11 protein-coding genes are annotated in these 12,873 nt (G+C 66.6%); 4 read left to right on the plus strand and 7 right to left on the minus strand.

The window, feature by feature from the left end; all coding sequences use genetic code 11:
* Nucleotides 1-137 precede the first annotated feature (137 nt).
* The 5 genes from V5F78_RS14295 to V5F78_RS14315 form a co-directional block, all read right to left on the minus strand.
* Nucleotides 138-2,846: an autotransporter domain-containing protein gene (locus tag V5F78_RS14295; RefSeq protein WP_509276237.1), complete on the minus strand. Its 2,709-nt coding sequence runs from the start codon at nt 2,844-2,846 to the stop codon at nt 138-140.
* A gap of 421 nt (nt 2,847-3,267) precedes the next feature.
* A complete protein-coding gene (thrS, locus tag V5F78_RS14300; protein ID WP_394071389.1) occupies nt 3,268-5,229 on the minus strand; it encodes a threonine--tRNA ligase in 1,962 nt (653 codons plus the stop codon).
* A 172-nt stretch (nt 5,230-5,401) separates the two neighbouring features.
* Nucleotides 5,402-6,637 carry an alpha/beta fold hydrolase gene (locus V5F78_RS14305; RefSeq protein ID WP_394071388.1) on the minus strand — a complete coding sequence of 412 codons (1,236 nt, stop codon included), beginning with the start codon at nt 6,635-6,637 and terminating at the stop codon, nt 5,402-5,404.
* 104 nt (nt 6,638-6,741) lie between these two features.
* Entirely contained in the window at nt 6,742-7,161 is a 420-nt protein-coding gene (gene yidD, locus V5F78_RS14310; protein ID WP_394071387.1) for a membrane protein insertion efficiency factor YidD, read from the minus strand.
* A 149-nt stretch (nt 7,162-7,310) separates the two neighbouring features.
* Nucleotides 7,311-7,778, minus strand: a complete 468-nt coding sequence (locus V5F78_RS14315; protein WP_394071386.1) for an iron-sulfur cluster assembly scaffold protein — start codon at nt 7,776-7,778, stop codon at nt 7,311-7,313.
* 355 nt (nt 7,779-8,133) lie between these two features.
* Between V5F78_RS14315 and folE the strand changes: the two genes are divergently transcribed.
* The 3 genes from folE (at nt 8,134) to V5F78_RS14330 (ending at nt 10,581) form a co-directional block, all read left to right on the plus strand.
* Nucleotides 8,134-8,847: a GTP cyclohydrolase I FolE gene (gene folE, locus V5F78_RS14320; RefSeq protein ID WP_394071385.1), complete on the plus strand. Its 714-nt coding sequence runs from the start codon at nt 8,134-8,136 to the stop codon at nt 8,845-8,847.
* 46 nt (nt 8,848-8,893) lie between these two features.
* Nucleotides 8,894-9,379, plus strand: a complete 486-nt coding sequence (gene hisI, locus V5F78_RS14325; RefSeq protein ID WP_394071384.1) for a phosphoribosyl-AMP cyclohydrolase — start codon at nt 8,894-8,896, stop codon at nt 9,377-9,379.
* A gap of 143 nt (nt 9,380-9,522) precedes the next feature.
* Nucleotides 9,523-10,581: a patatin-like phospholipase family protein gene (locus V5F78_RS14330; RefSeq protein ID WP_394071383.1), complete on the plus strand. Its 1,059-nt coding sequence runs from the start codon at nt 9,523-9,525 to the stop codon at nt 10,579-10,581.
* An 85-nt stretch (nt 10,582-10,666) separates the two neighbouring features.
* On the opposite strand, the gene V5F78_RS14335 is transcribed toward V5F78_RS14330, so the two are convergent.
* Together V5F78_RS14335 and V5F78_RS14340 are read right to left on the minus strand one after the other, a co-directional pair.
* Nucleotides 10,667-11,098: a CBS domain-containing protein gene (locus V5F78_RS14335; protein WP_394071382.1), complete on the minus strand. Its 432-nt coding sequence runs from the start codon at nt 11,096-11,098 to the stop codon at nt 10,667-10,669.
* A gap of 149 nt (nt 11,099-11,247) precedes the next feature.
* A complete protein-coding gene (locus tag V5F78_RS14340) occupies nt 11,248-11,997 on the minus strand; it encodes a rhomboid family intramembrane serine protease (protein WP_394071381.1) in 750 nt (249 codons plus the stop codon).
* Between the two features lie 185 nt (nt 11,998-12,182).
* Here V5F78_RS14340 and V5F78_RS14345 point away from each other — a divergent pair, with 185 nt between their 5' ends.
* On the plus strand, nt 12,183-12,836 hold the full coding sequence (locus tag V5F78_RS14345) for a transglutaminase-like cysteine peptidase (protein WP_394071380.1): 654 nt from the start codon (nt 12,183-12,185) through the stop codon (nt 12,834-12,836).
* The last annotated feature ends 37 nt before the right edge of the window (nt 12,837-12,873 follow it).

Below are 12,873 nucleotides of genomic sequence, written 5' to 3' on the forward strand. Positions count from 1 at the left end.
GCCCTGCGCGCTGCTGCACTGCCGGCCCGCGGCCTGCGACGGGGAGCAAGCCATCCAAGAAAAGGCACAAGGCCCGAGCAGGTGATGGCAGTCCTTGATCTGCGCCGGCGGCGAACGCGCCGGCGCAGGAGGAGTCCTCAGAACCTCCAGGCGAGATTGGCCTGGAAGGCGTTCGTGGTGACGCCATCGGCGAACTGGCCCACATAGGACAAGCCGACACGCGCCTGGGCGGACAGGTTGAGGTCCGCTCCCACTTCCAGCAGCGCGGTATTCTCCGCCAGCGGCACGCCGCCAACCGTGAAGGTCGAGCCCGGCAGGCCACGGAACGCCAGCTGCGCCGTGGGATCCACATCGCCGAAGGCATATTGCCAGGCCGCCGAGGCGTGGGGCGCCAGCACCATGCCGTTGGACAGCGCAATCGAGGTTGCCGCACGCAGGCCGAGCGAGGAATAGCCCACGCCCGAGGACGTGGATGCCCCCGACAGCGGCCCCACCAGCCCACTCTCGGTGAAACTGTCGGTGTTGAGCTGCACCCAGGCGAGGCCGGCGAACGGTTCCAGCGCCACCGACTGAACCGCGAAGCCGTAGCCGACTTCGCCGAACACTTGCGCCGTGCCGCCGTCATATTGCGCATTGGCCTGCTGGGCCAGGCCCGGAACGACCACGGTGCGCGTCGCGTCGATCTGGTTGAAGGCGTAGCTCGCGCCAAGCCGCAGGTTCCACGGGCCCGCGCTGGTGCCGGCATAGAGCGCCAGCAGCATGCTGTTGACCTCGGTGGAGCTGGCCACCGCGTCCACGTTCGCGTTCGACTGGGAATAGCCGAGCGCCGCACCGATGCGCCAGTCGCTGGCGCGGATATCGGCGCCGGAAATGATGCCGCCGATGCTCTCGCTCACGCTGGAGGCATTGCCGTTGCCGTCAAGATTGGTCCAGCCGCCGAAGCCCTGGGCCCAGATGGTGGTGCTGCCGCCGGCGGGTGCTGGAGCTGCGGCCGGCGCCTTGGTGGCATAAGCAAGCGCGCCGAGCGCGGTGGTGGGCGCGGGCTGCGCGGCCGCCTGCGGGTCGGCAAACGACAGCGCGGCCGGACCGCCATAGGCGAGCGCGCCCATGGGGCCGCTTTGTGCGCCATAGGCGCCCTGACGCAGCCGGCCCAGGATCGCCTCGCGCCCATAGATGCCGTCCCCGATCAGCACCGATTGCTCGCTCGCATAAGCTTCGCCCGAGAGCGACTTCAGTGCGGCCGGAAGCTGGCCGGCGCCGATGCTGTAAAGGGAGGAGAGGCCGGGAGGCAAAGTACCGAGGGCGGACCCGGGCGCACCGTTAAGCGCCCGGTCGATGCCCGCGCCCGCAGCCCGCTCGTTGAGCGTGAGGCCGGGGAACTGCGCCATCGTGGACGAGACATTCAGCGCGACCGCATTGGTGCCATAGGCGAGGCTCGTGGAGAAGAAGATGGGCAGGCCTGAAGCGTCCAAGCTCGCGAACGTACCCGTTGCGCCGTCGCTCGCCGTCAGCACCGTATAGCTCTTCTGCAGGCCGTCGGTGCCGGCGAAGGAGGCCGCGAGCGTGCCGCCAAGCCGTGCCGCGCCGGTGACGTCCAGCCGATCGGCGGCCGCGCCATCCACCCGCAGGGCGAGCGTGCCGCTCGATGTCTGAACGAACACGCCGCTCATCTGATGGGCGACGCCCGCGCCGGCGCTGCTGATGCCGAGCCAGCCGCTGTTTTCAAAGCGTGCCTGGGGACCCGCGTTGAACACCACGCGGCCGTCGATCACGCCGGTATTGACCACCATGGTCCCGGAGGCATCGGCGCCGGCGGTAATGGCGTTGGCCCCCGGCGCCGCGGTAATGCGGCCGGCATTCAGCAGCGTGCCGTCGAGGCCATTGAGCTGAACACCGCTCGCGCCCGCGCCGGTCACGGTGATGGAGGCGTTATTGGTGACGACCCCGTAGGTATCCGCACTGATACCGACGGCATTTGCGCCCGAAACGAGGATTGATCCGTCATTGACGATATCATCGCCGCTGAGGCCGGAAATTCCCGTGCCGCCGGCCTGCGATACGGTCAACTCCCCAGTATTGCGGATCGGATCATAAACGCCAGGCACGGTGACGAAGTAATTCATCATGCCGTCCGGGCCAAAATAAAAGCCCACCGCATTGCCGGCGTAGATGGAATCGACGGAGGTCAGCGTCGACCCGGGCACATCGAGCTCGAACCATTGCGTCGAGCCGTCGGCGTAGATGTGAAGGATGGCGGCGTGGGCGCCGCCCTGGGCGTCCATCCAGTCGGAGGCGAGGTTGTATTCACCGTGCCGCCCGCCGCCGGTCACGCCTTGAAAATGGGTCGTGATGGCGCCGGGATGGTCGTAGGTTGTGAAGGTGTCGGTCTTGATATCGTAAAGGAATCCATGCTGGGCGTTCAGCCCCAGCGTATCGGTGTAGCCACCCGTCACCTTGTCGCCATAAATGCCATAGGCGGTGGTGACAACGGCGCCGGGACCCGACAGCGGCGTATAGGATTTGCTCACGGCATTGTAGATGAAGGCGCCCGCACTGCCCTCCGTGGTGTCGTAATTGCCCACGATATTATTGCCGAACTGGCTGTGCGGAATGGTGTTCGCCACCGTCGCGCCGTTCGAGGACGGATAGATGATGTTGGTATATTGCGCCCCTGGCGCAGCGGCGGCATCGAAAAGATAGCCGACATTTCCGGAAGTGGATGTCGTCTTGTAGGACCCGACGACGCGAAAGATCCCGTCGGGCGAACCGAAGGTGGGTCCATAAGGCAGGGCCGTATAGACGCCGGGATAATTGACGCCGTTCGCGGTGGAGGTGGGGATGGGCACCCAGGTCTGCGTATCCGTGCGGTAAAGGATACCGCCCGAGGCCCCGCTCCCGTCCGGGACGATATAATTACCAACAATATTGGCGCCGCGAATTCCGGTAAAATTCGCCTCAGCGACCGGATAATTCAGGTTGATATATTGAAGTTCCGGACTTGCTGCAGCGGGAACACTTGCAATCGTCGCCGGAATTAAAATGAAAGAACAGCTCTGTAGCAGCCTGCTCCGCAATGATGCGCTATTCATACTTTGCTCCCCCATCATCTAACCCGAAGAAGATCAGATGAATTGCCGAGAAAAAATATAGGGGGACACAAACGAAAGGAAAGAGAATTGAAATAACAGGTCAAAAAAAGCCAGGGGCAACATCGCTCGCTCGAAGGGAGAGCCGGCCGAGGCGCTGGCTCTCCCCCGAGAAGACCGGTCAGCCGGCCTTGCGCCGAATGTCCGGCGGGGTCGCCTCAGCGGCCAATAGCGCGAGGGCCTCCTCGAGAGGCAGGACGGTTTGCTCGTTGGAGCCCAGCCGTCGGATCGAGACCGTCCCCTCCGCCGCTTCCTTCTTTCCCGCCACCAGCAACACCGGCACCTTGGCCAGCGAATGCTCGCGCACCTTGTAGTTGATCTTCTCGTTGCGGATGTCCTTCTCAACCCGCAGGTCGCGGGCGCGCGCCGCTGCCGTCACCTCGGCGGCATAATCGTCCGCTTCCGAGGTGATGGTCGCCACCACCACCTGCACCGGCGCGAGCCAGAGCGGGAAATGGCCCGCGAAATGCTCGATCAGGATGCCCGTGAAGCGCTCCATGGAGCCGCAGATGGCGCGGTGAATCATCACCGGCGTCTTCTTCTGTCCATCCGCGTCCACATAGAAGGCCCCGAAACGCTCCGGCAGGTTGAAGTCCACCTGGGTGGTGCCGCACTGCCATTCCCGGCCGATGGCATCGCTCAAGGTATATTCGAACTTCGGCCCGTAGAACGCGCCCTCGCCCGGCAGGATGCCGGTCTTGATCTTGCCGCCGGACTGTTCCTCGATCTGCTTGAGAACGCGGGTCATCACCTCTTCCGCATGGTCCCACACCGCATCCGAGCCGACGCGCTTTTCCGGACGCGTGGAGAGCTTCACGATGATCTCCTCGAAGCCGAAATCGGCATAGGTGGAGAGGATCAGATCGTTGATCTTCAGGCATTCGGCCGCCATCTGCTCTTCGGTGCAGAAGATATGCGCATCGTCCTGTGTAAAGCCGCGCACGCGCATCAGCCCGTGCAGCGCGCCGGAGGGCTCATAGCGGTGCACGGCGCCGAACTCGGCAAGGCGCAGCGGCAGGTCGCGATAGGATTTCAGCCCGTGCTTGAAGATCTGCACGTGCCCAGGACAGTTCATGGGCTTCAACGCGAAGACGCGCTCGTCCTCGGTGTCGTCGCCGGCCGACTGCACCTTGAACATGTTTTCCTTGTACCAGCCCCAATGGCCGGAGGTCTCCCACAGAGACTTGTCGAGCACTTGCGGGGCGTTCACCTCGGCATATTCCACCTTCAAGCGGCGGCGCATATAGGCGACGAGGTTCTGGAACAGGGTCCAGCCCTTGGAATGCCAGAACACCGTGCCCGGCCCCTCCTCCTGGAAGTGGAACAGATCCATCTCCCGGCCGAGGCGGCGATGGTCGCGCTTCTCCGCTTCCTCCAGACGATGGAGGTAAGCGTCTAGGGCGGCTTGGTCGTGCCAGGCGGTGCCGTAGATGCGGGTGAGCATGGGATTGTTGCTGTCGCCGCGCCAATAGGCGCCAGCCACCTTCATCAGCTTGAAGGCGTTGCCCACCTTGCCGGTGGACGGCATGTGGGGGCCGCGGCAGAGGTCAAACCATTCGCCCTGCTTGTAGATTTTAAGATCCTGGCCTTCGGGAATGGCATCCACCAATTCCACCTTGAAGGCCTCGCCCTTCGCGGCGAACACCCGCTTGGCCTCCTCGCGGGACCAGACCTCCTTGGTGAACGGGCGATCCTTCGCGATGATTTCGCGCATCTTCGCCTCGATCTTCGGCAGATCGTCGGTGGTGAAAGGCTCATTTCGGGCGAAATCGTAATAGAAGCCGTTCTCGATCACCGGACCGATGGTCACCTGGGTGCCGGGATAGAGGCTCTGCACCGCCTCGGCGAGCACATGGGCCGCGTCATGGCGGATCAGCTCCAGCGACAGGGGATCGTCGCGGGTGACGATCTGGATCCGGGCGTCCGCGAGGATCGGGTCGGAGAGGTCGGTCAGCGTGTCATCGAGGATGATCGCGACGGACTTCTTGGCGAGCGATTTGGAAATGGCGCCGGCCACATCGGCGCCCGTGGTGCCGGGGGCGAACTCGCGCTGGGCGCCATCGGGGAAAGTAAGCGTAACCATTGGTCTTCTCCTGCCCACTCCTGCGTACTCCGCAGGTAGGCTCTTGTTGAAGCGGCCTCCTCTAGGCCGCCCGGGACGTGCCGTAAAGGCCAAAGCCCTCCCGGGGCTTGCCATCCAGCGCGCGCGACGGCGGGGAGACTGGCCCGGAAGTCCCGGGCTCAGACTTCCGGAGCTAAGGCGCCGCTTTGGGCAGGTCCGCGCAATTGCCTGCGGCCGGCACCCCGGCAAACCGGTCGGCGAGGAAGGCCAGCGCATCGGGGCCGCCGGCGGCCATCACCCCGTCGTGGTCCTTCCCCACGAACGTCTTGTAGGTGACCACGTTCCCCTTGGCGCAGAGCGCGCGCACCGAAGCGTCCGTATCTTGCGGGCGCACGGTCACGTCGGCGGTGCCCTGCATCACCAGGGTGGGCACGGAAATGGAGAGCGCGCCCGGCTCGTTCTGCGCCGCCATCTTGAGGAAGGCCGCAAGGTCCGGGTCCGCCAGGAACTGGTCCTTGGCGACGGCGGTGGCCCAATAGCTGTCGGTCAGAGCCTTGGTCATGCAGCCCTGGTGCAGCTCCGCGAGATGCGGCTGCGCCTTCGCCGTCAGGATGCGGCCGATGTCGATGGCCTTATCGGTGGTGGCGTAGGACTGGAGCGTATACAGCACGTAGGGCAGTGCCAGTTCCACATTGTCGGACGCGCGCACCGCCGCGAGCCGGTCGGCGATATGGGTGCCCGGCGCCATGGCGATATTGCCGACCAGCTGAAGCTCCGGCGCGTAGGACGGCCCCTCGGCGGCGGTGAACAGATCCGCCTGCCCCCCTTGGGAGTGGCCCATCACGGCATATTTCGGCCCGATCTGCGGCTCCAGCACGCGCGCGGCACGCAGCATGTCGAGGGCATTCCTGCCGTTCGGCACGCCCTGGAGAAACGGGTGGAAGCCCGCCACGCCGAGGCCCTGATAATCGGTCGCCACCACCGCATAGCCTTTGGCGACGAACGGATCGAGCAGCGCCCGGATATCGGCGATATAGCCGTGTTCCGGCCCGCCATCGGTGTCGCGCGAGGGGCCGCAGATGGCGGCAAGGCCGGTGGTGCCGTGGGTCCAGGTGATCACCGGCCATCCGCCGGCGGGCGGCGTGCCCTTGGGAATCGATATGGTCCCCGACACCGCCACCGGCTGGCCGGCGGGATCGACGGAGCGATAGAGCACCAGCAGATTGCGCGCCGCACTCGGCAGCGCCATGGTGCCCGAAAGCGCACGCACCCAGATCGGGGAACCGGCGGGGCCTTCCGGCAGCGGCGCGGGCGGCACATAGAAGGCATCGGCCGCCGGCCCCTGCTGGACCGCCAATGCGCCCCCGGCGCAACCGACCAGTGCCGACAGGCTCAGGGCGATGCTGAACAAGAAACCGCGTGTCTTCACCGGGCGACTCCCCCGACCGAGGCATGGAGAAAGCGGCATAGCGCATCCGCGCAGCCCAGGTGTGACCGGAAACAAAATACCCTCGCGCCCATCTGCCCTTCCCGTCAGGTCGGCTCATCCGGCGGCTGGCGCCAGACCCCATAGCGCCAGGGCCGGTGCCAGCGCCCATCGGCCGGCAGGCATTGGGGCACCGGGTCAAACCCCGAGCCGCCCCAGGGATGGCAGCGGCAGAGCCGCGCCGCGCCCATCCAGCCGCCCGCCCAGGCGCCATGGCGGGAAATCGCCTCATCGGCATATTCCGAGCAGGTGGGCAGATAGCGGCATTGCCGCCCCATGAAGGAGGAGAGCGTATAGCGATAGAGCAGGATGGGCGCGCGCAAGATCAGGCGCGGCACACGGGACAGGGCCGCCGCGATACGGGCAGCGGGGGACGCGCGCACGACCTTACCCGGCCGCCGCCCCCACGCGAGGGTTTCTTGAAGGCCGAGCCGCCCGCCGCGATCCGAGGACTGTTTCATGGCCATGGGTGATCGACTTTCGCCCTGCTTGTCCTTAGTCCGGCCGGCCTATCCTGCAGCGCGCCGGCCGAACGAGCGGCGCAGGCCGCCCGGTCCGAGATCCGCGCACGGCGTGCCAGAACGCGGCGCATCCCGGATCGCGAGCCCGGCGTCGTTCAGCTGCCGGCGCTGGCCGGTGCCTCGCGCGCGGCGCCGGCCTTGGCCTCGATCTGGTCGATGGCATCTACCACCGCGTCGAAGGTGAGCAAGGTCGAGGCGTGGCGTGCCTTGTAGTCGCGCACCGGCTCCAGCACTTCCAGCTCGGCCCAGCGGCCGGAGGGCGGAGGGCCGTTCTCCTTGAGCATCTTGCGCATGGTCTCGCGCAGCGCCCGCAATTCGGCGACGCTCGAACCCACCACGTGGCGCGCCATGATGGAGGAAGACGCCTGGCCGAGCGCGCAGGCGCGCACCTCGTGGGCGAAATCGCTCACCGTGTCGCCCTCGAGCGCCACATCCACGGTCACGGTCGAGCCACACAGCCGCGAATGGGCGGTCGCGCTGGCCTGGGGATGGTCCAGCCGGCCGATGCGGGGGATATCGGCCGCATAGCCGAGGATACGGGTATTATAGACGTCGTTGATCATCGTGCGATCCCGGCCGCCCCATGGCGGCGTCATCATCCGGCCCGCCCGGCACCAGCCCGTGAAGGGGCGCTGCCATGCGGTTTGCGCGGCACGCTCAAGCAAAAGCGCACTTTGCGTTGCCTGTTCGCCGTCTTATATAGTCCATGTGCGGCGCGGCGGAAGACGTCGGCGCCTGATTGCGAAGCATACGCCCTCGGGAGCAGCCTCCCGCCGGCGGCACTTCGCGCGAACGGACGGCAAGGCCGCCGCCGGGGCTTCCGGTGGGGCGCGGAAAGTGAGGGTCCGCGCATGCGTAGCCGACACCGGTGACACTCTCGCCCGGACTTGGTCCGCGGCGGGTCGAACGGAGTTGGGTATGGACGCGGTTGTCAAATTGTTGCGGGCGCAGGCCGAGAACGAGGCCAAGGCCCGCAAGCATGTGAAGCATCTCCAGGCGCAGGCCAAGCGGCACGACGACGCTCCGCAGGACGCGGCGGCGGACGAGGTGCATGATCCCGCGCGCCCGTCCAAGCGCGAGGCGGAAGCGGCGGTGCGCACCCTGCTCGCCTATATCGGCGAGGATCCGGACCGCGAGGGCCTGCTCGAAACCCCCCATCGCGTCGTGAAGGCCTATGGGGAATTGTTCTCCGGCTACCGCCACGACGCGGCCGAGGCGCTTGACCGCACGTTCGGCGAAATCGGCAATTTCGACGATTTCGTCCTGGTGCGGGACATTCCCTTCTATTCCCATTGCGAGCACCACATGGTGCCGTTCGTGGGCAAGGCGCATGTCGCCTATTTCCCGGTGGAGCGGGTGGTCGGCCTCTCCAAGATCGCGCGGGTGGTGGACATTTACGCCAAGCGCCTGCAGACGCAGGAGCATCTGACCTCGCAGATCATCTCCGCCCTGGACGAGACGCTAAAGCCGCGCGGTGTGGCCGTGATGATCGAGGCCGAGCACATGTGCATGGCCATGCGCGGCATCACCAAGGCGGGCGTCTCCACCATCACCAGCCAGTTCACCGGTGCGTTCCGCGACGATCCGGCCGAGCAGGTGCGCTTCATCACTTTGGTGCGCGCCAAGGGCTGAGCAGCTGGGCCCGCGTCCGTGGCGGCGCCGGCCCCTTGGAGTTTTCATGAGCCTTCAGACCCCCGTCTTCGCGGCCAGCGCCGGCACGGCCGAGCTTGAGGAAGGCACGCGCCTGACCCCGCGCTTCGATGCCAACGGCCTCGTCACCTGCATCGCCGTGGACGCGGTGACGAACGAGGTGCTGATGCTCGCCTTCATGAACGAAGAAGCGCTCGCCCTCACCATCGAGACCGGCGAGGCGCATTATTACAGCCGCTCCCGCCGCAAGTTGTGGAAGAAGGGCGAAAGCTCCGGCCACACCCAGAAGGTGCTGGAGATCCGCGTGGATTGCGACCAGGACGCGGTGCTGCTGAAAGTCGAGATGGGCGGCACGGGTGCCGCCTGCCACACCGGCCGCCGCTCCTGCTTCTATCGCCGCGTGCCCATCGGCGGCAAAGCTTCGGCCGCCACGGCCCTGGAATTCACCGGCGATGAGCCGCGTTTCGATCCGAAGGCGGTCTATGGCGACCATTCCGGCCATTCCCACGATTAAGGATTTGTTGGACGGCGCGGGCGCAGCCTCACGCCAGCCCCAGGGCGCACCGTGGCAAAGCCACGCTTCGGACATCAAACTCCGTTAGAAGGGTTTGAGTCCCGGAGCTTGCCACCGGCACGCCGGCCGGTCGGAGGTCGCGCATGTTTCAAGGTTTTACCCGCCGCACTCGCACCGACGAAGCCCCAGGCGAAAGCGAGGCCGATCCACGTCCCGAGGTCGCGCCCGCCCTGGAGGCCCAGAGCGAGGTCGAGCCGCCATGGAAGGCCGGCCGCAAGGGCGGGCCGAAGATCGCCCTGGCGCTGGGCGGCGGCGCGGCGCGCGGCTTTGCCCATATCGGCGTCATGCGGGCTCTGGAAGCCCACGGCATTCGCCCGAGCGTAATCGCCGGCACCTCCATCGGCGCGGTGGTCGGCGGCATCTGGGCCGCCGGCAAGCTCGACGCGCTGGAAGATTGGGCGCGCAGCCTCAACAAACGCAACGTGCTCGGCTTTCTCGATCTCTCCCTGGGCGCGGCCGGCCTGATCGCGGGGCGCCGTCTGATGGAGCGCATGCGCCTGGAACTCGGCGATCTCACCATCGAGGATTTGCCGGTGGTGTTCGGATGCATCGCCACCGAACTCGGCACCGGCCATGAGATCTGGCTGACCCGCGGCGAACTGGTGGAAGCGATCCACGCCAGCTATTGCCTGCCGGGCATCTTCACCCCGGCCAAGGTGGGCGGGCGCTGGCTGATGGACGGCACGCTGGTCAATCCGGTGCCGGTGTCGGCGGCCCGCGCGCTCGGCGGGCGGATCGTGATCGCGGTCAATCTCAATTCCGAGATCTTCGGACGCGGCACCGTGATCCAGGACCATGGCAGCGCCATCGCGGAGGTGGCGGACGTGGTGGTGGAGCACAAGAAGGAAGGGCTTTCGCGCATGCTGCGGCCGGACCGCATGCTGCGCCGGCAATTCCTCTCGGGGCCGAGCGAGGGGCCGCGCGGAATCTCGGCGGTGATGATCGACGCCTTCAACATCACCCAGGACCGCATCGCGCGCTCACGCCTTGCCGGTGATCCGCCGGACGTCACGGTCTCGCCCAAGCTCGCCAAGATCGGCCTGTTCGATTTTCATCGCGCGGAAGAAGCCATCGCCGCCGGGCGCGAGGCCGTGGAACGGATCGTGGACGACGTGCACAGCGCGATGGAAGCCCTGAAATAGGGCTGCTGGAACAGGCCTCGCGGCGCGCCCGGTGGGACGGGCCCGCCGCGAATGCGGTCGGGGCGCCCGCCCCGACCTTCGCGCGTCACGCGGTCATGATGTAGTCGCGCAGTTCCGCGCTCTCGCGCTCCATCTCCTCGACGCGATATTTCACCACGTCGCCGATCGAGATGATGCCCACGAGCGTGTTGCCCGACACCACCGGCACGTGGCGGAAGCGCCCGCGCGTCATACGCTCCATGATGGCGGGAACGGTCTCGTCGGCGGTGCAGGTCACGACCGCGCGCGTCATCACCGAGGAGACTGGCTGGGACAGCACGTCCGGCCCCCGCTCGCCAAGGATGCGCACCACGTCGCGCTCGGAAAGAATGCCTTCCAGGCGCCCGTCCGGGCCCGTGGCGACGATGGCGCCGATGCGATTCTGCGACAGGCTCTGCACCGCCTCCGTGAGCGAAGCCTCCGGCGAGATGGTGACGAGGCCCGATGTCTTGCGTTGAAGAATAATGCCTACGGTCATGGCTGACCTCCATTCCCTAGTGAGAGGCGGATCCGGCGTTATTGACGCTCACCGGTATTGCCTTGAGGGAATGATCATCCGCGATCGCGCGTTCCGCAACCCCGCTTGACGGCGCGTCCCGAGGTTTGACTGGTATTTCAGCACGGCCCTCAGCGCGGGGGGTGGGAAGGCACCGGCGCGCGGGGAATGGGATCGAACAGCGGGAACAGCAGCAGGCCCGCGAAGAAGCCTCCCATATGCGCCTGCCAAGCCACCTCCGCCCCTTCCGTGCCGGGCAGCGTGATGGCGGCGCCGAACAGGAAATTCACCACCACCCACACCGCGACGAAGGTCAGCACGCGCGGCTCGCGGAACGCACCGAGCAGCGAGGCGGCCGGCGGATGCTCGGGCGCGCCGCGCACCGGACGGCCGAGCGCGCCGCCGGGTGAGAAGGCAAAGCGCACCGCCGCCGCCATGGCGCCTGACACCACGGCCGAAGCGCCGATCATCGGCACCATGGCGTCGGGATAGGCGATGAGATGGGCAAGCGCGCCGGCGGCCGCCGTGACCACCACGAAGGCGAGGAAGCGCGGCGTGCCGAAGCGCCGCGCGACGGGCGTCGCGAACGCCAGCATCCAGACGAGATTGACGCCGAGGTGCACGAAATTGGCGTGCAAAAAGGCATAGCTCACGAACGTCCAGATATCCGCCCCGAGGCCGCCGGGCAGCGCGAACGTGGCGTCATAGCGCGCCGGGATGAAGGCGAAATAGGCGAGCAGCAGGACGTTGGACTGCTCGTCCAGCAGGAATTCGCGCGCAACCGTGATCGCCGCCATGACCAGGGCCAGCAGCGCCACAATTCCGGGAATGTTGAACACCGGCTCGCGGGGCGGGCGGCGTGGATCGCTGAGGTCGAGCACGTCCCGCACATAAGGGTGGGCGCGGTCCGCAGCAAGGAAAAAGCGCGTGTATCCGCGCTTTCGCGCGCCCCACGCCCCCACTGGCCAAGGTCGTTAACGCCCATTAAGGTTAATGAAAGGTTGACGGCGCGAATGCGGCGAACCTCAGGCATTATGAAGTTGTTAACCCCTCGCGACTGCGTGCCATGCCGTTTCACCTTGCGAAGTTTCACCTTGCGAAAAAGCTTCTGCTGGCGGCCCTGCTGATGGCGGGCGCCGGGAACGCGATGGCCGGCGACCGGCGGGTGGCGAGCCTCTCGCCGGTCCTGGTGCCGCACCTCCAGGCCGTGGGGGGCACCTCCGCTCCCATCGGCTATGTGCGCTTCTGCGCAGAGAACAAGGCGGATTGCGTCGCCGAGGGCGATCTCATTCCGCAAGTCCCGCTCGATGCGCCGCATCTCTCCACGCTCGATCAGGTCAACCGCAGCTTCAACACCTCCATCACCCCAATGACCGACATGGATCATTATGGCGAGCTGGAGCGCTGGGCCTATCCGGACGACGGCAAGGGCGATTGCGAGGATTACGTGCTGGCCAAGCGCCGCGCGCTGATCAACCTCGGCTGGCCGGCCTCGGTTCTGCTCATCACCGTGGTGCGCGACAAGGAAGGCGACGGCCACGCCGTGCTCACCGTCGTCACCGACCGGGGCGACGTGATCCTCGACAACCAGGAAAACCAGATCCTTCCCTGGCAGGAGACCGGCTATCGCTATGTGAAGCGCCAGTCGCAGGGCGATCCCACGCTGTGGGTCTCGCTGGGCGACACGCGCTCTCCCCCGGTCGTCGGCGGCGGGCGCTGAACGCCTCCACCCCACCTCCGCTCTCTGTGTGCCGCAC

The sequence above is a fragment of the Roseixanthobacter glucoisosaccharinicivorans genome (assembly GCF_043195095.2).
In the GTDB taxonomy this organism is placed as follows: Bacteria; Pseudomonadota; Alphaproteobacteria; order Rhizobiales; family Xanthobacteraceae; genus NCEH01.

Excerpts from the sequence above, each read along its gene's own strand:
- thrS (WP_394071389.1), bottom strand. The coding sequence starts at position 5,229 with ATGGTTACGCTTACTTTCCCCGATGGCGCCCAGCGCGAGTTCGCCCCC.
- yidD (WP_394071387.1), bottom strand. The coding sequence starts at position 7,161 with ATGGCCATGAAACAGTCCTCGGATCGCGGCGGGCGGCTCGGCCTTCAA.
- V5F78_RS14315 (WP_394071386.1), bottom strand. The coding sequence starts at position 7,778 with ATGATCAACGACGTCTATAATACCCGTATCCTCGGCTATGCGGCCGAT.
- folE (WP_394071385.1), top strand. The coding sequence starts at position 8,134 with ATGGACGCGGTTGTCAAATTGTTGCGGGCGCAGGCCGAGAACGAGGCC.
- hisI (WP_394071384.1), top strand. The coding sequence starts at position 8,894 with ATGAGCCTTCAGACCCCCGTCTTCGCGGCCAGCGCCGGCACGGCCGAG.
- V5F78_RS14330 (WP_394071383.1), top strand. The coding sequence starts at position 9,523 with ATGTTTCAAGGTTTTACCCGCCGCACTCGCACCGACGAAGCCCCAGGC.
- V5F78_RS14335 (WP_394071382.1), bottom strand. The coding sequence starts at position 11,098 with ATGACCGTAGGCATTATTCTTCAACGCAAGACATCGGGCCTCGTCACC.
- V5F78_RS14345 (WP_394071380.1), top strand. The coding sequence starts at position 12,183 with ATGCCGTTTCACCTTGCGAAGTTTCACCTTGCGAAAAAGCTTCTGCTG.